Raw genomic sequence first — 25,077 nt, forward strand, 5'->3', positions numbered from 1 at the left:
CCTTGTCTGGTTAATCTTTATCTTCGTCCTGGACGGGCTTATTCGCGGTGAGCAGGAAGGGCGATTGCTGCCAGCGGGTACGTTTACCCTGCAGCAATGTGCGGGTCAGCACCACGCCGATTGCCAGCGACAACAGCAGCATCAGGCGTAAGATATTGGTGGTATTATCCACCTGTTTCGCCTCAGTGGCCAACGTGTGGGTATCCAGCGTCAGGCGCAGATAGCCGACCGGGCCGTTTTTGCCGAGGATCGGCTCGACGATTTGCTGGTTAAAGTAGCCGCCGGCTTTTTTGCCATCCAACGCCAGGCGGTCGCGCACGTCGACGCTTTCGCCGGAGCGAGCCACCAGATCGCCCTGTTCATCATATACTCCGGCATCGAGCACCCGGCTTTTATCCGTCAGCTGTTCCAGCAGGCGGGTAATGCGCTTTTCGTCGGGCGTTTCGCTACGCATCAGCGGCGCCAGGTTCAGCGTAACCTGCTGCGCCAGCGTTCGCGCCAGCTCTTCCAGCTGCGGATTACGCTGCTTTTGGCTATTCTGACTGAACCATGAGGCGCCTTGCATCAGCGCGACGAGAAGCGCGAGACAGATCAGAACAATGACGGCGCGATGCAGTCGGAATTTCAGTTTTGCTCGTACCATATTCCACCTTTGAAAATTTGCAGCTTAATGTTGCCAGAAGCGCTGGTTACAAGGTAGCCTCATGCGTTATTTTCCTCGCCTGAATGAAGAGATGTGGAGCCGTAATGCCTAACAGTTTGACCTGGTGCGACCTGCCCGAAGATGTTTCCTTGTGGCCTGGGTTGCCGCTTTCCCTGAGCGGCGACGAGGTCATGCCGCTGGATTATCACGCCGGGCGCAGCGGCTGGCTGCTGTATGGTCGCGGTCTCGATAAACGTCGGCTGACGGCGTGGCAGCGCGAGCTCGGCGCGGCGCTGGTCATCGTCTCTTCCTGGGTCGTGGAGGATTATCAGGTGATTCGCCTGGCGGGTTCGCTGACGCAGCGCGCCACGCGTCTGGCCCACGAGGCCGGGCTGGACGTCGCGCCGCTGGGAAAAATCCCGCATCTACGCACGCCGGGCCTGTTGGTGATGGATATGGACTCCACGGCGATTCAGATCGAATGTATCGATGAAATCGCTAAGCTTGCCGGCACCGGCGAGCTGGTCTCGGAAGTGACCGAACGCGCGATGCGCGGCGAGCTCGACTTCACCGCCAGCCTGCGCCAGCGCGTCGCCACTCTGAAAGACGCCGACGCGAACATCCTGTTGCAGGTGCGGGAAGCGCTGCCGCTGATGCCGGGGCTGACGCAACTGGTGCTGAAGCTGGAAACGCTGGGCTGGAAGGTGGCCATCGCCTCCGGCGGCTTTACCTTCTTTGCCGAATACCTGCGCGATAAGCTGCATCTCGACGCGGTATTCGCCAACGAGCTGGAAATTATAGACGGGAAGCTCACCGGCAACGTTATCGGCGACATTGTCGATGCCAAATATAAAGCCAACACTCTACGTAAACTGGCGGAAAAATATGAAATTCCGTCGGCGCAAACCGTGGCGATTGGCGATGGCGCCAACGATCTGCCGATGATCAAGGCGGCAGGTCTCGGCATTGCCTATCATGCGAAACCAAAAGTCAATGAACAGGCGGAAGTCACCATCCGCCATGCTGACCTGATGGGGGTATTCTGTATTCTCTCTGGCAGCATGAATCAAAAGTAAGAGGTTAACGTGGCGAAAGCTCCAAAACGCGCATTTGTCTGTAATGAATGTGGTGCGGATTATCCGCGCTGGCAGGGGCAGTGCAGCGCCTGTCATGCCTGGAACACCATCACCGAGATGCGCATCGCCGCCTCGCCGCAGGTGGCGAGAAACGAGCGTCTGTCAGGTTACGCTGGTAATGCCGGCGTGTCGAAGGTACAGAAGCTGTCGGAGATAAGCCTGGAGGCGCTGCCGCGTTTCTCCACCGGATTTAAAGAGTTCGACCGCGTGCTCGGCGGCGGCGTGGTTCCGGGTAGCGCGATTCTAATCGGCGGCAACCCCGGCGCCGGGAAATCGACGCTGCTGCTGCAAACCCTCTGCAAGCTGGCCGAAGGGATGAAAACGCTGTACGTCACCGGGGAAGAATCCCTGCAGCAGGTAGCGATGCGCGCGCATCGTCTCGGGCTGCCGACGGCGAACCTGAATATGCTCTCGGAGACCAGCATCGAGCAAATCTGCCAGATCGCCGATGAAGAAAAGCCGCAGCTGATGGTCATCGACTCCATCCAGGTGATGCATATGGCTGATGTCCAGTCGTCGCCGGGGAGCGTGGCCCAGGTACGTGAAACCGCGGCTTATCTGACGCGCTTTGCCAAAACTCGCGGCGTGGCGATCGTGATGGTCGGCCACGTCACCAAAGATGGCTCGCTGGCCGGGCCGAAAGTACTGGAACACTGTATTGACTGCTCGGTGCTGCTGGACGGTGATGCCGATTCCCGTTTCCGCACGTTGCGCAGCCATAAAAACCGCTTTGGCGCGGTCAACGAACTCGGCGTCTTCGCGATGACCGAGCAAGGCCTGCGCGAAGTCAGCAACCCCTCCGCCATTTTCCTCAGCCGCGGCGATGAAGTCACCTCCGGCAGCTCGGTCATGGTGGTATGGGAAGGCACCCGCCCGCTGCTGGTTGAGATCCAGGCATTGGTCGATCACTCGATGATGTCTAATCCGCGTCGCGTAGCGGTAGGCCTGGAACAGAACCGTCTGGCGATCCTGCTGGCGGTGCTGCACCGCCATGGCGGCCTGCAGATGGCCGATCAGGACGTCTTCGTTAACGTGGTTGGCGGGGTTAAGGTCACTGAAACCAGCGCCGATCTGGCGCTGCTGCTGGCGATGGTTTCGAGCCTGCGCGATCGCCCGTTGCCGCAGGATCTGGTGGTCTTTGGCGAAGTCGGATTAGCCGGTGAAATTCGCCCGGTGCCAAGCGGCCAGGAACGTATTTCCGAGGCGGCGAAGCACGGGTTCCGTCGCGCCATCGTCCCGGCGGCCAATGTGCCCAAAAAAGCGCCAGAAGGGATGCAAATCTTTGGCGTGAAAAAACTGGCCGATGCGCTGAGCGTTTTTGACGACTTATAATGATACCCGTCATACTTCAGGGTATGACGGGTATCAAACCCGAGTTTGCAGGAGGCACGCATAAACTATGTCGTCATTCGACTATCTGAAAAACGCCATTAAGCAAAAGGGTTGTACGCTGCAGCAGGTGGCGGAAGCCAGCGGGATGACCAAAGGTTATCTCAGTCAGCTATTAAACGCGAAAATCAAAAGCCCGAGCGCCCAGAAGCTTGAAGCGTTACACCGCTTCCTCGGCCTTGAATTCCCGCGCAAACAGAAAAGCGTCGGGGTGGTTTTTGGTAAATTTTATCCGCTGCATACCGGGCATATTTACCTGATTCAGCGCGCCTGTAGCCAGGTCGATGAGCTTCATATCATCATGGGCTATGACGACACTCGCGACCGCGAGCTGTTCGAAGAGAGCGCCATGTCGCAACAGCCGACGGTTCCCGATCGTCTGCGCTGGCTGCTGCAAACCTTTAAATATCAAAAAAACATTCGCATCCACGCCTTCAACGAAGAAGGGATGGAGCCGTACCCGCACGGTTGGGACGTCTGGAGCCGCGGGATCCGCGCCTTCATGAGTGAAAAGGGAATCGAGCCAAACTGGATTTATACCTCAGAAGAGGCCGATGCGCCGCAGTATCTGGAACATCTGGGGATCGAAACCGTGCTTATCGATCCGAAGCGAACCTTCATGAGTATCAGCGGCGGCCAGATCCGCGAAAACCCGTTCCGCTATTGGGAATATATTCCGACCGAAGTAAAACCGTTCTTTGTGCGTACGGTGGCGATCCTCGGCGGCGAGTCGAGCGGTAAATCGACGCTGGTGAATAAGCTCGCCAATATCTTCAATACCACCAGCGCCTGGGAATATGGCCGCGATTACGTCTTTTCACACCTCGGCGGCGATGAAATGGCGTTGCAGTATTCCGATTACGATAAAATCGCGCTGGGGCACGCACAGTACATTGATTTCGCGGTGAAATACGCCAATAAAGTGGCGTTTATCGATACTGACTTCGTCAGCACTCAGGCCTTCTGCCTGAAGTACGAAGGCCGCGAACATCCGTTCGTGCAGGCGTTAATCGATGAATACCGCTTTGATCTGGTGATCCTGCTGGAGAACAACACGCCGTGGGTGGCCGATGGGCTGCGTAGCCTCGGTAGTTCGGTAGATCGCAAAGAGTTTCAGACGCTGCTGGTATCGCTGTTGAAAGAAAACGACATTGAGTTCGTGCACGTGGAAGAGTCGGACTACGACGCCCGGTTCCTGCGCTGCGTTGAGCTGGTGAAGCAGTTGATGGGCGAGCAGGGGTAGGCTTTTTGCCGGATGGCGGCGTAAACGCCTTATCCGGCCTACAAGTGCTACACGCCTGGTAGGCCGGATAAGCGTAGCGCCACCCGGCACTTACAGATTACTTGGCAATGCGTTTGTACTTGATACGCTTCGGTTCCAGCGCATCGGCGCCGAGGGTGCGTTTCTTGTACTCTTCGTACTCGGTAAAGTTACCTTCGAAGAACTCAACCTTACCTTCATCCTGGTAATCCAGAATGTGGGTCGCGATACGGTCAAGGAACCAACGGTCGTGCGAGATAACCATGGCGCAGCCCGGGAACTCCAGCAGGGCGTTTTCTAGCGCGCGCAGGGTTTCGATATCCAGGTCGTTGGTTGGTTCATCGAGCAGCAGTACGTTACCGCCGACCTGCAGCAGCTTCGCCAGGTGCAGACGCCCACGCTCACCGCCGGACAGCTCGCCAACGCGTTTGCCCTGGTCGACGCCTTTGAAGTTAAAGCGGCCAACGTAGGCGCGGCTCGGCATCTCGGTGTTGCCGATCTTCATGATATCCAGGCCGCCGGACACTTCTTCCCAAACGGTCTTGCTGTTGTCCATCGCGTCGCGGAACTGATCGACGGAAGCAAGTTTAACGGTTTCACCCAGCGTGATGGTGCCGGAATCAGGCTGTTCCTGGCCTGACATCATGCGGAACAGGGTGGATTTACCTGCGCCGTTCGGACCGATGATACCAACGATAGCGCCTTTCGGTACGGAGAAGCTCAGATCGTCAATCAGTACGCGGTCGCCGTAAGATTTGCGCAGATTGCTGACTTCCAGAACTTTATCGCCCAGACGCGCTCCTGGCGGAATGAACAGTTCGTTGGTCTCGTTACGTTTCTGGTATTCGACGTTGTTAAGCTCTTCAAAGCGCGCCAGACGGGCTTTGCCTTTAGACTGACGGCCTTTCGCGCCCTGACGAACCCACTCGAGTTCTTTCTCGATAGATTTGCGGCGTGCGGCTTCCTGAGAAGCTTCCTGCGCCAGACGCTGATCTTTTTGCTCCAGCCAGGAGGAGTAGTTGCCTTCCCACGGAATACCTTCACCGCGGTCAAGTTCGAGGATCCAACCAGCGACGTTATCGAGGAAGTAACGGTCGTGGGTAATCGCCACCACGGTGCCTTCGAAATCGTGCAGGAAGCGTTCCAGCCAGGCGACGGATTCGGCGTCGAGGTGGTTAGTCGGTTCGTCGAGCAGCAGCATGTCTGGTTTTTCCAGCAGCAGGCGGCATAGCGCGACGCGGCGGCGTTCACCACCGGAAAGAGTGGCGATTTTCGCATCCCAGTCCGGCAGGCGCAGGGCATCGGCCGCACGCTCCAGCTGTACGTTCAGGTTATGGCCGTCGTGCGCCTGGATGATCTCTTCGAACTTGCCCTGTTGCGCGGCAAGCTTATCGAAGTCGGCATCCGGCTCGGCGTATTTGGCATAAACTTCGTCCAGGCCTTTCAGCGCGTTAACCACTTCGGCGACCGCTTCTTCAACGGATTCGCGCACGGTGTGCTCCGGATTCAGCTGCGGCTCCTGCGGCAGGTAGCCAATTTTGATACCGGGCTGCGGGCGCGCTTCACCTTCGATCTCGGTGTCGATACCGGCCATGATGCGCAGCAGGGTAGATTTACCGGCGCCGTTCAGACCGAGAACACCGATTTTCGCGCCAGGGAAGAAACTGAGGGAGATATTTTTCAAAATATGACGTTTCGGCGGAACCACTTTGCCGACACGATGCATGGTATAAACGAATTGAGCCACGTTGGACTTCGCCTCTTTCTATTCTGATAGATAGTTCAAAGGCGAAGTGTAGCCTTTTTCGCGCGGTAATCCCAGCGAGGCGACAGGATTCACAGAAGCGTAAAAAAATGTTCAGGACATGGCATGTTTTCAGTTGTCTGATTAGCATAACTAAGCAATACCTGAATTTTTTGAAGCGGCACGATGCCGCGGTGATGCACCAAACTAGAGGAAGAGCTTGTGGAAAAAGCCAAAACTACGGCATGGCGTCTTCTGGCTGCCGGCGTGAGTCTGCTGACGCTAAGCCAGCTGGCACATGCGGATTCACTGGATGAACAGCGCAGCCGCTATGCTCAAATTAAACAAGCGTGGGACAACCGCCAGATGGATGTCGTCAACCAGTTGATGCCCACGCTCAGCAGCTATCCGCTGTATCCCTACCTGCAATATCGACAAATCACCGATGACCTGATGAACCAGCCGCCGCTGGTGGTCACTAATTTCATTGCGGCGAATCCGACGCTACCGGCGGCGCGTTCGTTGAAATCTCGCTTTGTTAATGAGCTGGCGCGGCGCACCGACTGGCGCGGCTTGCTGGCGTTCAGCCCGGATAAACCGGCGACAACCGAAGCGCAGTGTAACTACTACTACGCCAAACTCAGCGTCGGCCAATCGCAGGAAGCCTGGAGCGGGGCGAAAGAGCTGTGGCTGACCGGCAAGAGCCAGCCAAATGCCTGCGATCCGCTGTTCAGCGCGTGGCGCGATTCCGGGCAGCAGGATCCGCTGGCCTATCTCGAACGAATCCGCCTGGCGATGAAGGCCGGTAATACCAGCCTGGTCCGCGTGCTTGCTCAACAGATGCCCTCAAACTATCAGAGCATCGCTTCGGCGGTGGTGGCGTTAGCCAACGATCCCAATAGCGTGATGACCTTTGCCCGTACCACCGGGGCCACTGACTTTACCCGCCAGATGGCGGCGGTCGCTTTTGCCAGCGTCGCGCGTCAGGATGTGGAAAATGCCCGTCTGATGATCCCGTCGCTGGTGCAGGCGCAGCAGTTGAATGAGGATCAAACCCAGGAGCTGCGCGATATTGTCGCCTGGCGCCTGATGGGCACCGATGTGACCGAAGCGCAGGCGGAGTGGCGCGATGACGCGATCATGCGTTCACAATCGACTTCGCTGGTGGAACGCCGGGTTCGTATGGCGCTGGGTAGCGGCGATCGTCATGGGCTGAACACCTGGCTGGCGCGTCTGCCGATGGAGGCGAAAGAGAAAGACGAGTGGCGCTACTGGCAGGCGGATCTGCTGCTGGAGCGCGGACGCGATGACGAAGCGAAAACGATCCTGCATTCGCTGATGCAGCAACGCGGCTTCTATCCGATGGTTGCCGCTCAACGTCTGGGCGAAGAGTACACCTTCCGCATTGATAAAGCCTCCGGCACTATCGATCCGGCGCTGGCCTCCGGCCCTGAGATGGCGCGCGTTCGTGAGCTGATGTACTGGAACATGGACAACACCGCGCGCAGCGAATGGGCGAATCTGGTAAGCAGCCGGACCAAATCGCAGCAGGCGCAGCTGGCGCGTTACGCTTTTGATCAACACTGGTGGGATCTCAGCGTACAGGCGACGATCGCCGGTAAATTGTGGGATCAGCTGGAAGAGCGCTTCCCGCTGGCGTACAACGATCTATTCGCGCGTTACATTAGCGGCAAAGATATTCCGCAGAGCTACGCGATGGCGATTGCGCGTCAGGAGAGCGCCTGGAACCCGAAAGTGCGTTCACCGGTCGGCGCCAGCGGCTTGATGCAGATTATGCCAGGCACCGCGACGCATACCGTTAGCATGTTCAGCATTCCTGGTTATAGCAGCCCATCGCAACTGCTGGATCCGGAAACCAATATCAACATCGGCACCAGATACCTGCAGTACGTCTACCAGCAGTTTGGTAATAACCGTATTTACGCTTCCGCCGCCTATAACGCCGGGCCAGGACGCGTACGCACCTGGCAGGGCAATAGCGCCGGGCGCATCGATGCGGTGGCATTTATCGAGAGTATTCCGTTCTCGGAAACCCGCGGGTACGTAAAAAACGTCCTCTCTTACGATGCCTATTACCGCTACTTTATGGGCAAGCAGGATAACTTGCTGAGCGACGCCGAATGGCAACAGCGTTACTGATCGTCCGGAAGTATGTTATTCTTTGTACTCGTTGAAGAGTACATTCGACGGGCAGCCTGGCTGCCCGTCTCAACATGGCGACGTAACATGACCCAACAATCTCCCTATTCAGCGGCCGTGGCCGAACAACGTCATCAGGAGTGGCTGCGCTTCGTGGCGTTGTTGCAGCAGGCCTACGCCGAGGATCTTCACCTGCCGTTACTGCAGTTGATGCTGACGCCCGACGAGCGCGAAGCGCTGGGTACCCGGGTGCGCATTATTGAAGAGCTGCTGCGCGGCGAGATGAGCCAGCGCGAACTGAAAAACGAACTCGGCGCCGGTATCGCTACGATTACTCGCGGCTCAAATAGCCTGAAATCGGCGCCGGTAGAGCTACGGCAGTGGCTGGAACAGACGCTGCTTAACGATAAATAGCGTTATGGAATGGGCTTAGCGCCAGCACTACCGCCTGATGGTAAACGCTGCTGCGCGTCAGTTTGCCGCCGGTAAAGACGCCGATAGCGCCCTCTTTGCGGCCGATCTGGTCGATCCCGGTATGCTGCGACATGACCGGCCCCAGCGCTTCCCCGGCGCGAACCTGCGCAAGGATCGCCTCCGGCAGCGGCAGGGTTGCCGAGCGCGCTTCGCCGCGCTGCTGGCGGCTCTCAATCACTACCCAACTGAAGGTGCTGCCTTCATCGATCCCGGCTTCTATCGCCACCCAAAAATCAGCCTCCGGCTGCGCGAGCCTGGCATTAGCGACGCGATTTCGTGCGCCAGCCCGCGTTTCCTCGCTGCCGAAGGGTTGTTCCGGCACGCCGCTCTCGACGGCGACGGACTCAATATGGCAGGATCCTTCGCCGAAGATCTCGTTAAAAGCCTGCAGAATTGCCTGAATTTTGGCGGGATTAGTGGTAGCTGAGACAACATGGTGCATAATCAAAACAACTCAGAATTAATTAACGTCATCGCAGTATACTCTAAATCACTCTGGCGGCAGCCGATCGCGCAGCTCGTCGAATGATGAAGGGTTCAGAACGGAAAATAAGCATGTTACAGGTATACCTTGTTCGCCATGGTGAAACGCAGTGGAACGCCGAGCGACGTATTCAAGGCCAGTCCGATAGTCCGCTGACCGCTCACGGCGAGCGCCAGGCATGGCAGGTGGGTGAGCGCGCCAGAACGCTGGGGATTACCCATATTATCGCCAGCGACCTCGGCCGTACCCGCCGCACCGCAGAAATTATCGCTGAAGCCTGCGGCTGCGGCGTCGTTACCGATCCGCGCCTGCGCGAGCTGGATATGGGGGTGCTTGAAAAGCGCCATATCGACTCGCTTAGCGAAGAAGAAGAGGGCTGGCGTCGCCAGCTGGTCAACGGTACGCCGGATGGCCGCATTCCGCAGGGCGAATCCATGCAGGAGCTGAGCGAGCGTATGCGCGCGGCGCTATCATCCTGCCTGGAATTACCGCCAGGAAGCCGACCGTTGCTGGTGAGTCATGGGATGGCGCTGGGCTGTCTGGTGAGCACGATCCTCGGGCTGCCTGCCTATGCCGAGCGCCGTCTGCGCCTGCGCAACTGTTCGATTTCACGCGTTGATTACCAGCAGAGCCCGTGGCTGGCGTCAGGGTGGGTCGTGGAGACCGCGGGGGACGTTTCGCATCTCGATGCCCCCGCGATGGATGAACTGCAGCGTTAACGACGAATCGGAATCAGGTACTCGCAGCGCAGCTGAATTGGCGTAGCCTGGTTCCGGCTTTCATCTTCCGGATAGAAGCGCTCGATATCGAGCCCTTTGCGGCGGGTGAGGTTCAGCATCGGCATACAGGTGCCGTACACCGTCAGGATAAACTCCTGTAGCCCGGTGCCTAATCCTTCGTAAGTGAACATCACATACTCGCCGCCTTCCAGAATCACCGGATGAGAGTTATGCAGGTGCCCGTTCGCCATCTCCGGCGTCAGCGCGGTGGTGTAGAACACCTCCTGTTCGTCATCTTTTTCCAGACTTGGACGCGGTTCATGCAGGCCGTACAGCGTCGGCGGAATGCTGGGCGCGTTGCCGAGGAATTCACGCCAGAACTGAACGCGCATCTGGTTACGGAATTCAGAAATCTCTTCCAGCTTACAGGTATAGCTTTGAGTCACGCCGACCAGTTGCGTGGTGCTCAGGGTGACAAACTCATGCTTCGGCATCGTAAACTCACCGAGGCGCAGCGGCGGACGCATACCAAACGAGCTCCAGTCCGGAGAACGGCGATAGAGCGCTGGGGTCAAATTAAACTGTTTTTTAAAGGCGCGGGTGAACGTCTGTTGGGAATCGAAGCGATACTGCAGCGCGATGTCGAGGATCGGGCGTGCGGTCAGCCGTAGCGCAACAGCGGATTTGGAAAGACGGCGTGCGCGAATATAGGCACCGATAGCTTGACCCGTGACGTCTTTAAACATACGTTGCAAATGCCACTTGGAATAACCTGCCTTCGCCGCCACATTATCCAACGAGAGGGGCTGATCCAGGTGACCTTCCAGCCAGCTCAGGAGATCGCGAATAATCCCAGCTTGATCCATAAAATGTCCCCATCCTTTAAACTCAGGTACCTATATTAAGGTAGCGGATAATAGCATTTTTTGATGTTTTAGCATTCAGTGTTTTTTTTGCTTATAAATGCGATTATCTGGTGGATATCGTTGGTAATTTTGTAAAGCTGTGATCTTTAAACCTTTTCCATAGCGTTTGTGATTATCACGCAGCGGAATTTTAAGAAATGGTAACAATATGAAATACAAGAAGTTAGTGGCAGGTTTGTTCTTACTGGCCGCAGGCCAACTGGCGCACGCCGAGCAAATCGGTTCCGTCGATACGGTATTTAAATGGCTGGGACCGGATCATAAAATCGTGGTCGAAGCCTTCGACGACCCCGATGTACAAAACGTCACCTGCTATATCAGCCGGGCAAAAACCGGCGGCATTAAAGGCGGGTTAGGGCTGGCGGAAGATACCTCTGACGCCGCCATCTCCTGTCAGCAGGTCGGGCCGATTGAGCTGACGGACAAAATCAAAAACGGCAAAAGCCAGGGCGATGTCGTGTTCCAGAAACGTACCTCGCTGGTGTTCAAAAAACTGCAGGTCGTTCGCTTCTACGACGCTAAACGCAATGCGCTGGTGTATCTGACCTATTCGGATAAAGTGGTCGACGGCTCGCCGAAGAATGCCATCAGCGCCGTGCCGATCATGCCGTGGAGTAAATAAACGGGAGTCACAATGCAACAGCCACGGATTTGGTTAGTTGAGGATGAACGGAGTATCGCCGATACCCTTGTTTACATGCTGCAACAGGAAGGATTTGACGTGACCGTCTTCGAGCGCGGGTTGCCCGCGCTTGATGCGGCGCTGCATCAGAGCCCGGATTTAGCGATCCTCGACGTCGGCTTGCCGGATATTAGCGGCTTTGAACTATGCCGACGACTGCTGGCGCGCCATCCGGCATTGCCGTTACTGTTTCTGACCGCACGCAGCGAAGAGGTTGATAAGCTGCTGGGGCTGGAAATTGGCGCTGACGACTACATCGCCAAACCGTTTTCGCCGCGCGAAGTCTGCGCGCGGGTGAGAACCGTGCTGCGGCGACTGCAGAAGTTTGCCGTGCCTTCGCCGGTGGTGCGCGTAGGCGAGTTTGTGTTGGATGAGCTGGCGATGGCAATTAGCTGGTGTGGCCAACCGCTGAACCTGACGCGTTACGAATTCCTGCTGTTGAAAACCCTAATCAACGCCCCCGGCCGCGTGTTCTCCCGCCAGCAGTTGATGGAGCGAGTGTGGAGCGATGCTTACGAGAGTATCGATCGCACCGTCGATACTCATATCAAGACCCTGCGCGCCAAGCTACGGGCGGTGAACCCCGATATTAACCCGATTAATACGCATCGCGGTCTGGGCTATAGCCTGGGAGGCTATTGATGCGTATCGGGATGCGTCTGCTGCTGGGGTATTTCTTGATTGTCGCCATTGCCGCGTGGTTTGTGCTCTCTATCTTCGTACAGGAAGTCAAACCGGGCGTACGTCGGGCAACGGAAGGCACGCTTAACGATACCGCAACGCTACTGGCGGCTCTGGCCCGTGAGGATCTGCTTTCGGTAAATCCACAGCAGGGGAGACTGGCGCAGGCCTTTCAGTCGCTTAATCAGCAGCCCATCAACGCCAACATCAGCGGCATCAGGAAAATGCGCAATGAGTATCGCGTCTATCTGACGGATGCGCAGGGGAAAGTGGTGTTCGATTCCAGCGGGCAGGCGGTGGGCCAGGATTATTCACGCTGGAATGACGTTTGGCTAACCCTGCGAGGCCAGTACGGCGCCCGTAGCTCGCGCAGCGACCCCGAGGATGATAATAGCTCAGTCATGTACATTGCCGCGCCGGTGATGGATAACGGCCGTATCATCGGCGTGGTGAGCGTCGGTAAACCTAATCTGGCGATGACGCCGGTGATTAAACGCAGCGAACGGCGGATCCTGTGGGCCGGTGGCGCGCTGCTGGGGATTGCTTTACTGATTGGCGGCGGGATTGTCTGGTGGATTAACTTCTCCATTGGCAAACTGGTACGTTACGCCGATTCGGTGACTGCCGATCGTCCGCTACCTCTGCCGAACGTCGGCAGTAGCGAGTTAAGCAAGCTGGCGCAGGCACTGGAGAGCATGCGCGTGAAGCTAGAAGGTAAAAACGCGATCGAAAACTATGTCTACGATCTCACCCATGAACTCAAAAGCCCGCTGGCGGCAATTCGCGGCGCGGCGGAGATCCTGCGCGAGGGGCCGCCGCCTGAGATCGCTGCGCGTTTCACCGCAAATATTCTTGCGCAGAATACGCGCATGCAGCTGTTGGTGGAAAAGTTGCTGCTGCAGGCGCGGCTGGAGAATCGGCTGGAGATAACGCCGCAGTTGGTTTCGGTTGATGCGCTTTTCCAACGTCTGGCGGAAGACCGGGACATTGCGCTGGCGGCGAAAGCCATCACCCTGCGCTGGCAGAAGAGCGGAGTAACGGTGAATGGCGATGGCGAACTACTGGCGCAGGCGTTGGGCAATCTTATCGACAATGCGATTGACTTTACCCCTCATGGCGGTGAAATCGCTCTGGCGGTGGAGATGTGCCACGAAGAAGCGCTGCTAAGCGTGACGGACAACGGTCGCGGTATTCCTGACTTTGCGCTGACGCGCGTCTTTGAACGCTTTTACTCGCTGCCGCGGGAAGACGGCCACAAGAGCAGCGGTCTGGGACTGGCGTTTGTTCGTGAGGTGGCGCGCCTGCATCAGGGCGATATCAGCCTGCGTAATCGCCCTGAAGGCGGCGTTGTCGCGACGCTACAACTTCACCGTCCCTTCACATAGCTTCAAATACACTGCACATAGCCACCCTACAGTGAACCCATCACCATTGGGAGAAGAAGGCTATGATGAAATCACCGTTATTCTGGAAAATTAGTACGCTGTTGGGCTGTATTTTGCTGTTGTCCGTACCGCTGATGATGGTCAGAGTGCTTATCGCCGAGCGCGCGGACTATCGCAGCGATGTAGTGGATGCGATAGAGCGCAGTACCAGCGGTTCACAAAAGCTGACCGGGCCGCTGGTTGCCATCCCGGTGACCGAGACGCTGACCCGCATGGAGAATCAAAAAGAGGTCGAATATCAGCGTAGTTGGATCTACTACTGGCTACCGGAATCGCTGGCGGTCAACGGCGTGCAAAATGTGGAGTCGAGAAAAGTCGGCATATACAGTGGGCAGGTCTGGCATAACGCTCTGCAAATTCAGGCGCAGTTCGATCCCGCGCGGCTTAAGGAATTGAAAAAGGCGAATACCGCTTTAGGGAAACCTTTTTTAGTGCTTAGCGTGAGCGATGCCCGCGGCATTGGCGTCATCAACGCGCCGGTAATTGATGGTACGACGCTGACCGTTGAACCAGGGGTGGGGTTGAACGGCGGCGGTATGGGCATTCATATGCCGATGCCCGCGTTAACCGCAGACAATAAACCGCTGAATATTGCATTTTCCCTCGGCCTTAACGGTACCGGCGACTTCTCCGTTGTACCGCTGGGACGTAACAGCGAGCTGCAGTTAACCAGTAACTGGCCGCATCCTGGCTTCCTTGGCAACTTCCTGCCTACAAAACGTGAAGTGAGCGCTTCGGGTTATATTGCCCACTGGCAAAGCAGTTGGTTTGCCAACAATATGGGCAACTATTTCACCGATGACACCGATATTGAGTGGTCGCGTTTACCCGCCTTTAGCGTGGAGGTGATGTCGCAGGCCGATCAATATCAGCTGACTGACCGGGCGACCAAATATGCCATCCTGCTAATCGCATTGACTTTTATGGCCTTTTTCGTCTTCGAAAGCCTGACACATCGTCGTCTGCATCCGATGCAGTATCTGCTGATAGGGTTATCGCTGGTGATGTTCTACCTGGTGTTGCTGGCGCTTTCTGAGCATATTGGCTTTACCCAAGCCTGGACAGTTGCCAGCTTGATTGGCGCGGTGATTAACGGTGTTTATTTACAGGCGGTATTGAAAGGGTGGCGTAATAGCCTGCTGTTCGTAATGGCGTTACTGCTGCTGGATGGCGTGATGTGGCTGTTACTGCGCTCAGAAGATAGCGCGCTGCTGCTTGGCTCCGGGGTGTTACTGCTGGCGTTGTGCGCGCTAATGTTCCTGACTCGCCGCGTGGACTGGTACGCCTTATCACTACCGCAGAGCAAGCCGGAAAAGCCGCAAAGCAAGGATGACGACACGTTTCGTATCTGGAAGTAAAATAGCTATAAAAAACGGCGCCAGAAGGCGCCGTTTTGCATTATGACAGCAGGAAAAGCGAAATTATTCCTGCAGGTCGCCACAGAAACGGTAACCTTCACCGTGAATTGTAGCGATGATTTCCGGGGTATCCGGCGTGGATTCGAAATGCTTACGAATGCGACGAATGGTCACGTCCACGGTACGGTCATGCGGCTTCAGCTCGCGACCGGTCATTTTCTTCAGCAGCTCTGCGCGTGACTGGATTTTGCCCGGGTTTTCGCAGAAGTGCAGCATCGCGCGGAATTCACTGCGCGGCAGCTTGTACTGCTCGCCGTTTGGGCTCACCAGCGAACGGCTGTTGATATCCAGTTCCCAACCGTTGAACTTGTAGCTCTCAACGCTGCGACGCTCTTCGCTCACGGTACCGAGGTTCATGGTACGGGAGAGCAGGTTGCGCGCGCGGATAGTCAGTTCACGCGGGTTAAACGGTTTAGTGATATAGTCATCGGCGCCGATTTCGAGGCCAAGAATTTTATCAACTTCGTTGTCGCGGCCGGTAAGGAACATCAGCGCGACGTCAGCCTGTTCACGCAGTTCACGCGCGAGCAGAAGACCATTTTTACCTGGCAGGTTGATATCCATGATCACCAGGTTGATATCATTTTCAGACAGGATCTGATGCATTTCCGCGCCATCGGTCGCTTCGAATACATCATAACCTTCTGCTTCGAAAATACTTTTTAACGTGTTGCGTGTTACCAACTCGTCTTCAACGATAAGAATGTGCGGGGTCTGCATGTTTGCTACCTAAATTGCCAACTAAATCGAAACAGGAAGTACCAAAGTCCCTGACCTGCCTGGTACATGCCACAAATTAACATGTCCGGCGTAACATGACTAAAGTACGTAATTGCGTTCTTGATGCACTTTCCATCAACGTCAACAACATCATTAGCTTGGTCGTGGGTACTTTCCCTCTGGACCCGACGGTGTCAAAAACGGCTGTCATCCTAACCATTTTAACAGCAACATAACAGGCTAAGAGAGGCCGAACACCCAATAAAACTACGCTTCGTTGACATATATCAAGTTCAATTGTAGCACGTTAACAGTCTTGTGAAATCATTGCATCGATTTGCGAATTATCGTCACATTTCTTACACAGCTCAATTAGTTGCAGCTATGAATTAATAAATGCAATGAATCCAAAGTCTGTGGACGAATGAAAACTGAAATATCATTGCCAAACATATGGATAAATGCGTTCTGTTAACATACTCCGTATTGGTGTCCAATGTGAACAGTTTAGTTTTTTTTAAGAGTAATAAAGCCCATTTTTAGTGATTTTTGTTGCAAATTTGTAAATTTTCGCCGCGTAAAATGAGGGTGACCGCAGATTAGCGCCGCGTAAGAGGATAAGAGAAGCACAATGCGTTTATCGATTATTTTGGTGGCCCCCGCGAGGGCGGAAAACGTTGGCGCGGCGGCGCGGGCGATGAAAACCATGGGATTCAGCGAATTGCGGATTGTCGATAGCGAGGCGCATCTGCAGCCCGCCGCGCGCTGGGTGGCGCATGGTTCGGGAGATATTTTAGATAATATAAAAACCTATCCGACGCTTGAGCAGGCTTTGCACGATGTCGACTTTACCATCGCTACCACCGCCCGTAACCGCGCGCGTTTTCACTACTACGCCACGCCGCAGGAGTTACTGCCGCTGCTGGAAGAAAAAGCACAATGGATGACGCATACGGCGCTGGTCTTTGGCCGTGAGGATTCCGGATTAACTAACGATGAACTGGCGCTGGCCGATGTGCTTACCGGCGTGCCGATGGTTGCCGATTATCCCTCCCTGAATCTTGGGCAATCGGTGATGGTATATTGCTATCAACTGAGCTCACTACAGCAGCAGAGTGCTGTTCAGGCGCCTGAAACCGACGAAAAACAATTGCAGGCGCTACGCCAGCGGACGCTTTCGCTACTTGGACGGTTGGGGGTGGAGGACGACATCAAACTGGCCGACTGGCTACAGCAGCGTATTGGCCTTTTACAGCAGCGCGACACCGCCATGTTGCATCGATTGCTGCATGATATTGAAAAAAATCTACCTGAATAAAATCCTGCGATAAGTTTTTTTTATAGTTGAATATACTGATTTCAACGGCAACCGTCCGGCAATGTGGCGGAATTATCGGGGCGTTGTGGCGTAATGACGGTGTTGGCTAAAAAGTCGCCATTTTAGAAATTCGTTGACTTAAGCAGGCAGATACTTTAACCAATATAGACAGGACACAAGACAGATAAAAATACAGAGTACACAACATCCATGAATCGCATCGGCATGATTACCACCATTATCACCACCACCATTACCACAGGTAACGGTGCGGGCTGACGCGTACAGGAAACAACAGAAAAAAGCCCGCACCTGAACAGTGCGGGCTTTTTTTTTGACAAGAGATCAAGGGGTAAGAACCATGCGAGTGTTGAAGTTCGGCGGTACATCAGTGGCAAATGCAGAACGTTTTCTGCGGGTTGCCGATATCCTGGAGAGCAATGCCAGGCAGGGGCAGGTTGCGACCGTGCTGTCTGCCCCGGCGAAAATCACCAACCATCTGGTCGCGATGATTGAAAAAACCATCAGCGGTCAGGACGCTCTGACCAATATCGCCGACGCCGAACGTATCTTTGCCGACCTGCTGCAGGGGCTGGCCGACATTCAGCCTGGCTTTCCGCTCGCACAACTGAAAACTTTCGTAGACCAGGAATTCGCGCAGATTAAACACGTGCTGCACGGTATCAGTCTGTTGGGCCAGTGCCCGGACGGCGTTAACGCCTCGCTGATCTGCCGCGGTGAAAAGCTCTCTATCGCTATCATGGCGGCGCTGCTGGAAGCGCGCGGTCACAAGGTCAGCGTGATTAATCCGGTCGAAAAACTGCTGGCCGTCGGCCACTACCTTGAATCCACTGTCGATATTGCTGAATCCACTCGCCGTATCGCCGCCAGCCAAATCCCGGCAGACCACATGGTGCTGATGGCCGGCTTTACCGCCGGCAACGAAAAGGGTGAACTGGTGGTGCTGGGGCGTAATGGCTCTGATTACTCCGCTGCCGTGCTGGCCGCCTGTATGCGCGCCGACTGCTGCGAAATCTGGACCGACGTCGATGGCGTCTATACCTGCGACCCGCGTCAGGTACCGGATGCGCGGCTGCTGAAATCCATGTCGTATCAGGAAGCGATGGAACTCTCCTATTTCGGCGCTAAGGTGCTGCATCCGCGCACTATCGCCCCTATCGCCCAGTTCCAGATCCCATGCCTGATTAAAAATACCGGTAATCCACAGGCGCCGGGGACGCTCATCGGCGCCAGCCTTGATGAAGACGGCCTGCCGGTAAAAGGGATCTCGAACCTCAACAATATGGCTATGTTCAACGTTTCCGGTCCGGGAATGAAAGGCATGGTCGGCATGGCTGCGCGCGTTTTCGCCACCATGTCTCGCGCCGGTATCTCTGTGGTGTTGATTACCCAATCTTCATCGGAATACAGCATCAGCTTCTGCGTGCCGCAAAGTGATTGCGCGCGGGCGAAGCGGGTGATGGAAGAAGAATTCTATCTCGAATTGAAAGAAGGACTGCTGGAGCCGCTGTCAATCATGGAGCGCCTGGCAATCATTTCCGTCGTGGGAGATGGGATGCGCACGCTGCGCGGCATCTCGGCGAAATTTTTCGCCGCGCTGGCGCGCGCCAATATTAATATCGTGGCGATTGCCCAGGGGTCTTCCGAGCGTTCAATCTCGGTGGTCGTCAGCAATGATGACGCGACCACTGGCGTGCGCGTCACGCATCAAATGCTGTTTAACACCGACCAGGTCATTGAAGTCTTCGTGATCGGCGTCGGCGGCGTGGGCGGCGCGTTAATCGAACAGATTAAACGCCAGCAGAGCTGGTTAAAGGGCAAGCATATCGATCTGCGCGTATGCGGCGTCGCCAATTCGCAGGCGCTGCTGACCAACGTCCATGGCTTGAATCTGGAAAACTGGCGTAGCGAACTCGCGGAAGCGAAAGAGCCCTTTAATCTGGGCCGTTTAATCCGCCTGGTGAAAGAGTATCACCTGCTGAACCCGGTTATCGTCGATTGTACCTCCAGCCAGGCGGTGGCCGATCAGTACGCTGACTTCCTGCGTGAAGGTTTCCATGTGGTGACGCCGAATAAAAAGGCCAATACCTCTTCGCTGGATTACTACCACCAGTTACGCCACGCCGCCAGCAGCTCACGACGTAAGTTTCTCTATGACACCAACGTTGGCGCGGGTCTGCCGGTCATTGAAAACCTGCAGAACCTGCTGAATGCCGGCGATGAACTGCTGCACTTCTCCGGTATCCTGTCTGGTTCGCTTTCATTCATTTTTGGTAAGCTGGATGAGGGTATGGGCCTCTCCGAAGCCACTAAACTGGCGCGCGAGATGGGCTATACCGAACCGGATCCGCGCGACGATCTTTCCGGCGTGGATGTGGCGCGCAAGCTGCTGATCCTTGCCCGCGAAACCGGGCGCGAGCTGGAGCTCTCGGATATTATCGTTGAGCCTGCGCTGCCTGCCGACTTCGACGCCAGCGGCGATCTCGAAAGCTTTATGGCGCGCCTGCCGACGCTTGACGATCAATTCGCCTCGCGGGTTGCTAAAGCGCGCGACGAGGGTAAAGTCTTACGTTACGTCGGCAATATTGAAGAAGATGGCGTCTGCCGGGTGAAAATCGCTGAAGTGGACGGTAACGATCCGCTGTATAAGGTGAAAAACGGCGAGAACGCGCTGGCGTTTTACAGCCACTATTATCAGCCGCTGCCGCTGGTGCTGCGCGGCTATGGCGCGGGTAACGACGTCACCGCGGCTGGCGTGTTCGCCGACCTGTTGCGTACCCTGTCATGGAAGTTAGGAGTTTAAGATGGTCAAAGTATACGCCCCGGCTTCCAGTGCCAATATGAGCGTCGGGTTTGATGTGCTGGGAGCCGCGGTGACGCCGGTCGACGGCACGTTGCTTGGGGATAACGTCTCGGTAGAGGCGGCGGCAGAGTTCAGCCTGCGTAACGTAGGCCGCTTCGCCGGCAAATTACCCTCGGCGGCGCAGGAAAATATCGTTTATCAATGCTGGGAAGCCTTTTGCCGCGAGATCGGTAAAACGGTTCCGGTGGCGATGACCCTAGAAAAAAATATGCCGATTGGCTCGGGTCTTGGCTCCAGCGCCTGTTCGGTGGTCGCCGCGCTGGTGGCGATGAACGAACACTGCGGTAAGCCGCTGAATGAAAATCGGATGCTGGCGCTGATGGGCGAGATGGAAGGGCGCATCTCCGGCAGCGTTCACTATGATAACGTGGCGCCATGCTATCTTGGCGGTATGCAACTGATGATTGAAGAGCAAGGCATCATCAGCCAGCAGATCCCGGGCTTTGATGAATGGTTGTGGGTGCTGGCCTATCCGGGCATTAAGGTCTCTACCGCCGAAGCGCGCGCGATTCTTCCGGCGCAGTATCGCCGTCAGGATTGCATCGCCCACGGTCGCCATCTGGCAGGGTTTATTCACGCCTGCTATAGCCGTCAGCCGCAGCTGGCGGCAAAGTTAATGAAAGATGTTATTGCCGAACCGTACCGTACCAAACTGCTGCCGGGCTTCAGCGAAGCGCGTCAGGCGGCGATGGAAATCGGCGCGCAGGCTTGCGGTATTTCCGGCTCCGGCCCGACGCTGTTCGCGTTGTGCGATAAACCGGACACCGCGCAGCGCGTCGCCGACTGGCTGGCCGCGCATTATCTGCAAAATCAGGAAGGCTTCGTTCATATTTGCCGGCTGGACACGGCGGGCGCTCGAGTAGTGGGATAAGTGATGAAACTGTATAACTTAAAAGATCATAACGAACAGGTCAGCTTTGCGCAGGCCGTGACGCAAGGGCTTGGCAAACAACAGGGGCTGTTCTTTCCGCACGATCTGCCGGAATTCAACCTGACCGAAATCGACGAAATGCTGGAACAGGATTTCGTAACCCGCAGCGCGAAAATCCTGTCGGCCTTTATTGGCGACGAGATCCCGCAGAATGAACTGCAATCCCGCGTTGCCGCGGCGTTCGCCTTCCCGGCGCCGGTCGCTCAAGTACAGGATGATATCGGCTGTCTGGAGCTGTTCCATGGCCCTACGCTGGCGTTTAAAGACTTTGGCGGCCGTTTTATGGCCCAGATGCTGACGCATATTGCGGGCGATAAGCCGGTGACGATTCTGACCGCGACCTCCGGCGACACCGGCGCTGCCGTGGCGCACGCCTTCTACGGTCTGCCAAACGTCAAAGTGGTGATTCTCTACCCGCGCGGTAAGATCAGCCCGCTGCAGGAGAAGCTGTTCTGTACCCTGGGCGGCAACATTGAAACCGTGGCGATTGACGGCGATTTCGACGCCTGTCAGGCGCTGGTTAAGCAGGCGTTTGATGATGAAGAGCTGAAGGTTGCGCTCGGTCTCAACTCCGCCAACTCTATTAACATCAGCCGCCTGCTGGCGCAGATCTGCTACTACTTCGAGGCGGTCGCGCAGCTGCCGCAGGAAGCCCGTAATCAGCTGGTGGTGTCGGTGCCAAGCGGCAACTTCGGCGATCTTACCGCCGGCCTGCTGGCGAAATCGCTGGGGCTGCCGATTAAGCGTTTTATTGCCGCTACCAACGCCAATGACACCGTGCCGCGCTTCCTGCAGGATGGCAACTGGGCGCCGAAGGCGACGCAGGCGACCCTGTCTAACGCGATGGACGTCAGCCAACCGAACAACTGGCCGCGCGTGGAAGAGCTGTTCCGCCGCAAAATCTGGCGTCTTAATGAGCTGGGATACGCCGCGGTTGATGATGAAACCACCAAAGCAACCATGCGTGAACTGAAGTCCATCGGCTACACCTCTGAACCGCATGCGGCAATTGCTTATCGCGCGCTGCGCGACCAACTGCAGCCGGGCGAGTACGGGTTGTTCCTTGGTACCGCGCATCCGGCTAAATTCAAAGAGAGCGTAGAAGAGATTCTGCAGGAGACGCTGCCGTTGCCGAAAGAACTGGCCGACCGCGCCGACCTGCCGCTGCTGTCGCATAATCTACCGGCCGATTTCGCCGCGCTGCGTAAGCTGATGATGGGCTAGTATTGCTATTCTACCGTTCGTTGAACCGGGCTCCGCGCCCGGTTTTTTTACGCCCGAAAATGGAGAAATTGTGTATAACCGACCAATAAATGCGGAAGGGAATAAATTCGGATTGCGGAGAATAAACAGGATAGTTTTGCGGGGTTAATATTTCGTTATCGACCCATAATGGGGGCGAATAGAAGAGGTTACTTATGACGATGCTGAAACCTGTTTTGCTGGCGCTTTCTCTGCTGCTGGTCGCTCCTGCGTTGGTTCATGCAGATGAAATTACCCTGATCCCGGCAGTGAAGCTGCAAATCGGCGACCGGGATGATTATGGCCGCTACTGGGACGGCGATCGCTGGCGCGATCATGGCTGGTGGGCGAGCCATTATGACTGGCGCGACGATCGCTGGCGCCCGCATGATGATTATCGCCGCCACGATCGTGATGACGATGACGATCAAGGCCATCATGGTCATGGCCACGAGCGGCATCACCACGACGACTGATCGTTCTTGCCCCCGGCGCCAGGCTGGGGGCATTCAGGCTTACTGCTCGTGGCGTTTAAACACCAGTTCACCTTTCTCCGATGCCTGCGCATCAAAGAAATAGCCTTCGCTATCAAACTCCTGCAGCTGTTCCGGACGGGTTAAACGATTTTCTATGATGTAGCGGCTCATCAGGCCGCGCGCTTTTTTGGCATAGAAGCTGATCACCTTGAATTTGCCGTTTTTCTCATCGAGGAATACCGGCTTAATCAACTGTCCCTGCAATTTCTTCGGTTTTACCGATTTAAAATACTCATCGGACGCCAGATTGATAACGATATCGTCGCCCTGCGCCTGCAGCGCCTGATTGATCTTATCGGTAATGACATCGCCCCAGAAATGATACAAATCCTTGCCCTGCGAATTTTCCAGCTTAATGCCCATCTCCAGACGGTAGGGCTGCATCAGATCCAGCGGGCGCAATACGCCGTAAAGCCCGGAAAGCATACGCAGATGCTGCTGGGCGAAATCGAAATCCGCTTCGCTAAAGGTTTCGGCCTGCAGGCCGGTATAAACGTCGCCTTTGAACGCCAGTATCGCCTGACGGGCATTCTGCGGGGTAAAGTCCGGATGCCAGTCGTGAAAACGGGTGGCATTGAGGTCGGCCAGCTTATCGCTGATGCTCATCAGCTTACCGATTTGCGGCGCCGTCAGCTGACGGGCGATACCGATAAGCTGTTGAGAATACTCCAGGAGTTCGGGCTGGGTATAGCGAGTCGTTGCCAGCGGGCTTTGATAATCGAGCGTTTTTGCAGGTGAAATCAGAATCAGCATATCCAGTCCTTGCAGGGAATTTCGACGAATTTTAACAAAAAAAGCGCATGGTGGGATCGATTGCTGCGATTACCGCGCTATTCGCGCGGTATCTCATCCCAGGCGCCGGGCGCCAGATGTTGCTGAATTTCCGGATAGCGAGCGGGGTCGAAGACCGGCTGCACGCCGAGTTTACGCTGGCGCAGATAATCGCTGGCGAGGATGCGTACCGTTGGCGAAAGCAGCAAAATCGCCGTTAAGTTAGTGATGGCCATTAACGCCATAATAATATCCGCCAGCTGCCAGACCACCGGCAAACTCACCAGGGTGCCTGCCATCACCATTAATACGGTGATAACCCGGAGCGTCCAGATATGCAGCGGCTTATTGAGCCGCAGGAAGATCAGATTATTTTCGGCATAAATATAATTGGCGACAATCGAACTGAAAGCGAAAAGCAGCAGCACCGTGGCGACCAGACCCGGCCCCCAGCTACCAATGAGATCGCCCATCGCGTGCTGCATGGTTTGAATACCGCTGACCACATTATCGCGGTTTTCGCGCGGCGCCAGCAGGATAATTACCGCGCTGGCTGTACAGATAACAATGGTATCTATAAAGACGCCAATCATCTGTACGATGCCCTGCGCCGCCGGATGCGGAGGCCATGAGGCCGCGGCTGCGGCGGCGTTTGGCGTTGAACCCATCCCCGCTTCGTTGGAAAACATCCCGCGCTGAAACCCGCCGGTAAGCGCCTGGCTAATGGTATAGCCCACCGCGCCCGCCGCCGCTTCCTGCCAGCCGAAAGCGCAGCGGAAGATGGTTTCAAAAACCGCCGGCAGGGCAGCGAAGTGCCAGAGGCCAATCAACAGGCTGGCGCCGACCCACAGCAGGGCCATCAGCGGGACAAACCACTGCATCAATTGCGCCACGCCGCGTAAACCGCGGACGATAATCAACAGCGTCGCGGCTGCCAGCGCGGCGCCGACGGCGACCATCGGTAAATCGAAAGCATAGGCCATAGCGTGCGCCACCGAGTTAGCCTGCACGGTATTGAAGATAACCCCATAGGCCAGCAGCAGCAGGATCGAGAAGACCACGCCCATCCAGCGCATCTCAAGTCCGCGGGCCATATACCACGCCGGGCCGCCGCGGAACTGGCCTGCGCTATCGCGCTCTTTGTACAGCTGGGCAAGCGAGCATTCGGCGAAGCTACTGGCCATGCCGAGTAGTGCGGAGACCCACATCCAGAACACGGCGCCGGGGCCGCCAGCGGCAATCGCTAACGCCACGCCTGCCAGGTTACCGCTGCCGACGCGAGCCGCCAGGCTGGTGCACAGCGCCTGAAAAGACGTTAATCCGCCGGGCTGCGGACGAAGGCTTTTTTTAAGACTTTTGCCAAACTGGCGAATATAACGGAACTGAATAAACTCCGTTCGCCAGGTGAACCAAATACCGGCGCCCAGTAACAGATAAATCATTACCGAGCCCCAGAGTATTTCATTGATAAACGAGAGAAAATCAGGCATTAAACGTCCTCTTGTCCATGCCG

24 protein-coding genes and 1 other annotated feature are annotated in these 25,077 nt (G+C 56.1%); of the genes, 17 read left to right on the plus strand and 7 right to left on the minus strand.

Annotation, left to right across the window (positions count from 1 at the left end; genetic code table 11):
* Nucleotides 1-10: 10 nt before the first annotated feature.
* Nucleotides 11-643, minus strand: coding sequence for a YtjB family periplasmic protein (locus PGR10_RS18325; RefSeq protein ID WP_015368377.1), 633 nt, complete (start codon nucleotides 641-643; stop codon nucleotides 11-13).
* Nucleotides 644-747: 104 nt separating this feature from the next.
* On the opposite strand from PGR10_RS18325, the gene serB reads away from it, so the two are divergent.
* From serB to nadR, 3 genes are all read left to right on the plus strand, one after another.
* Nucleotides 748-1,719: a phosphoserine phosphatase gene (serB, locus tag PGR10_RS18330; protein ID WP_430923903.1), complete on the plus strand. Its 972-nt coding sequence runs from the start codon at nucleotides 748-750 to the stop codon at nucleotides 1,717-1,719.
* A 9-nt stretch (nucleotides 1,720-1,728) separates the two neighbouring features.
* On the plus strand, nucleotides 1,729-3,111 hold the full coding sequence (radA, locus tag PGR10_RS18335; protein ID WP_015368375.1) for a DNA repair protein RadA: 1,383 nt from the start codon (nucleotides 1,729-1,731) through the stop codon (nucleotides 3,109-3,111).
* A gap of 67 nt (nucleotides 3,112-3,178) precedes the next feature.
* On the plus strand, nucleotides 3,179-4,411 hold the full coding sequence (gene nadR / locus PGR10_RS18340; protein WP_020079664.1) for a multifunctional transcriptional regulator/nicotinamide-nucleotide adenylyltransferase/ribosylnicotinamide kinase NadR: 1,233 nt from the start codon (nucleotides 3,179-3,181) through the stop codon (nucleotides 4,409-4,411).
* 97 nt (nucleotides 4,412-4,508) lie between these two features.
* Here nadR and ettA read toward each other — a convergent pair whose 3' ends face one another.
* Complete coding sequence (gene ettA, locus PGR10_RS18345) at nucleotides 4,509-6,176, minus strand: energy-dependent translational throttle protein EttA (protein ID WP_015704325.1); 1,668 nt, start codon at nucleotides 6,174-6,176, stop codon at nucleotides 4,509-4,511.
* Nucleotides 6,177-6,395: 219 nt separating this feature from the next.
* On the opposite strand from ettA, the gene sltY reads away from it, so the two are divergent.
* A complete protein-coding gene (gene sltY / locus PGR10_RS18350; RefSeq protein WP_430923904.1) occupies nucleotides 6,396-8,333 on the plus strand; it encodes a murein transglycosylase in 1,938 nt (645 codons plus the stop codon).
* An 87-nt stretch (nucleotides 8,334-8,420) separates the two neighbouring features.
* Nucleotides 8,421-8,747 (plus strand): trp operon repressor, encoded by a 327-nt coding sequence (gene trpR / locus PGR10_RS18355; protein WP_015368371.1) that lies wholly within the window; start codon nucleotides 8,421-8,423, stop codon nucleotides 8,745-8,747.
* Here trpR and yjjX read toward each other — a convergent pair.
* Nucleotides 8,734-9,249, minus strand: coding sequence for an inosine/xanthosine triphosphatase (gene yjjX / locus PGR10_RS18360; protein WP_113374555.1), 516 nt, complete (start codon nucleotides 9,247-9,249; stop codon nucleotides 8,734-8,736). The genes trpR and yjjX overlap by 14 nt on opposite strands.
* A gap of 113 nt (nucleotides 9,250-9,362) precedes the next feature.
* Here yjjX and gpmB point away from each other — a divergent pair, with 113 nt between their 5' ends.
* Nucleotides 9,363-10,010 (plus strand): 2,3-diphosphoglycerate-dependent phosphoglycerate mutase GpmB, encoded by a 648-nt coding sequence (gene gpmB, locus PGR10_RS18365; protein WP_015368369.1) that lies wholly within the window; start codon nucleotides 9,363-9,365, stop codon nucleotides 10,008-10,010.
* Here gpmB and robA read toward each other — a convergent pair.
* A complete protein-coding gene (robA, locus tag PGR10_RS18370) occupies nucleotides 10,007-10,876 on the minus strand; it encodes an MDR efflux pump AcrAB transcriptional activator RobA (RefSeq protein ID WP_087858208.1) in 870 nt (289 codons plus the stop codon). The two genes, gpmB and robA, sit on opposite strands and share 4 nt — an antisense overlap.
* Before the next feature lie 208 nt (nucleotides 10,877-11,084).
* Between robA and creA the strand changes: the two genes are divergently transcribed.
* From creA to creD, 4 genes are all read left to right on the plus strand, one after another.
* Complete coding sequence (gene creA / locus PGR10_RS18375) at nucleotides 11,085-11,558, plus strand: protein CreA (RefSeq protein ID WP_045378970.1); 474 nt, start codon at nucleotides 11,085-11,087, stop codon at nucleotides 11,556-11,558.
* Between the two features lie 12 nt (nucleotides 11,559-11,570).
* Nucleotides 11,571-12,260, plus strand: coding sequence for a two-component system response regulator CreB (gene creB, locus PGR10_RS18380; RefSeq protein ID WP_213317874.1), 690 nt, complete (start codon nucleotides 11,571-11,573; stop codon nucleotides 12,258-12,260).
* Nucleotides 12,260-13,684: a two-component system sensor histidine kinase CreC gene (gene creC, locus PGR10_RS18385; RefSeq protein WP_213795013.1), complete on the plus strand. Its 1,425-nt coding sequence runs from the start codon at nucleotides 12,260-12,262 to the stop codon at nucleotides 13,682-13,684. Before creB ends, creC begins: the two co-directional genes overlap by 1 nt.
* Nucleotides 13,685-13,746: 62 nt before the next feature.
* Nucleotides 13,747-15,102, plus strand: a complete 1,356-nt coding sequence (gene creD, locus PGR10_RS18390; RefSeq protein WP_271031583.1) for a cell envelope integrity protein CreD — start codon at nucleotides 13,747-13,749, stop codon at nucleotides 15,100-15,102.
* Between the two features lie 63 nt (nucleotides 15,103-15,165).
* Here the strand turns inward: creD and arcA are convergent, their stop codons facing one another.
* Complete coding sequence (gene arcA, locus PGR10_RS18395) at nucleotides 15,166-15,882, minus strand: two-component system response regulator ArcA (RefSeq protein WP_002887843.1); 717 nt, start codon at nucleotides 15,880-15,882, stop codon at nucleotides 15,166-15,168.
* Nucleotides 15,883-15,977: 95 nt separating this feature from the next.
* Here arcA and yjjY point away from each other — a divergent pair, with 95 nt between their 5' ends.
* From yjjY to PGR10_RS18430, 7 genes are all read left to right on the plus strand, one after another.
* Nucleotides 15,978-16,118 carry a protein YjjY gene (gene yjjY / locus PGR10_RS18400; protein ID WP_001541509.1) on the plus strand — a complete coding sequence of 47 codons (141 nt, stop codon included), beginning with the start codon at nucleotides 15,978-15,980 and terminating at the stop codon, nucleotides 16,116-16,118.
* A gap of 395 nt (nucleotides 16,119-16,513) precedes the next feature.
* A complete protein-coding gene (locus PGR10_RS18405; protein ID WP_430923905.1) occupies nucleotides 16,514-17,200 on the plus strand; it encodes a tRNA/rRNA methyltransferase in 687 nt (228 codons plus the stop codon).
* A gap of 210 nt (nucleotides 17,201-17,410) precedes the next feature.
* On the plus strand, nucleotides 17,411-17,479 hold the full coding sequence (gene thrL / locus PGR10_RS18410; protein ID WP_004222578.1) for a thr operon leader peptide: 69 nt from the start codon (nucleotides 17,411-17,413) through the stop codon (nucleotides 17,477-17,479).
* Nucleotides 17,418-17,536: a sequence feature (Thr leader region), on the plus strand. It overlaps the preceding gene by 62 nt.
* 25 nt (nucleotides 17,537-17,561) lie before the next feature.
* Complete coding sequence (thrA, locus tag PGR10_RS18415) at nucleotides 17,562-20,024, plus strand: bifunctional aspartate kinase/homoserine dehydrogenase I (RefSeq protein ID WP_430923906.1); 2,463 nt, start codon at nucleotides 17,562-17,564, stop codon at nucleotides 20,022-20,024.
* Nucleotide 20,025: 1 nt separating this feature from the next.
* Nucleotides 20,026-20,955, plus strand: coding sequence for a homoserine kinase (gene thrB, locus PGR10_RS18420; protein WP_430923907.1), 930 nt, complete (start codon nucleotides 20,026-20,028; stop codon nucleotides 20,953-20,955).
* 3 nt (nucleotides 20,956-20,958) lie between these two features.
* Complete coding sequence (thrC, locus tag PGR10_RS18425) at nucleotides 20,959-22,239, plus strand: threonine synthase (protein WP_430923908.1); 1,281 nt, start codon at nucleotides 20,959-20,961, stop codon at nucleotides 22,237-22,239.
* A 194-nt stretch (nucleotides 22,240-22,433) separates the two neighbouring features.
* Entirely contained in the window at nucleotides 22,434-22,733 is a 300-nt protein-coding gene (locus PGR10_RS18430; protein ID WP_087858200.1) for a DUF2502 domain-containing protein, read from the plus strand.
* A gap of 39 nt (nucleotides 22,734-22,772) precedes the next feature.
* Here the strand turns inward: PGR10_RS18430 and yaaA are convergent, their stop codons facing one another.
* Both yaaA and PGR10_RS18440 read right to left on the minus strand, forming a co-directional pair.
* Nucleotides 22,773-23,546, minus strand: coding sequence for a peroxide stress protein YaaA (yaaA, locus tag PGR10_RS18435; RefSeq protein WP_430923909.1), 774 nt, complete (start codon nucleotides 23,544-23,546; stop codon nucleotides 22,773-22,775).
* Nucleotides 23,547-23,623: 77 nt separating this feature from the next.
* Nucleotides 23,624-25,054, minus strand: a complete 1,431-nt coding sequence (locus PGR10_RS18440; protein WP_213317881.1) for an alanine/glycine:cation symporter family protein — start codon at nucleotides 25,052-25,054, stop codon at nucleotides 23,624-23,626.
* Between the last annotated feature and the right edge of the window lie 23 nt (nucleotides 25,055-25,077).

Source organism: Klebsiella sp. 141198 (assembly GCF_050600785.1).
GTDB lineage: Bacteria > Pseudomonadota > Gammaproteobacteria > Enterobacterales > Enterobacteriaceae > Klebsiella > Klebsiella aerogenes.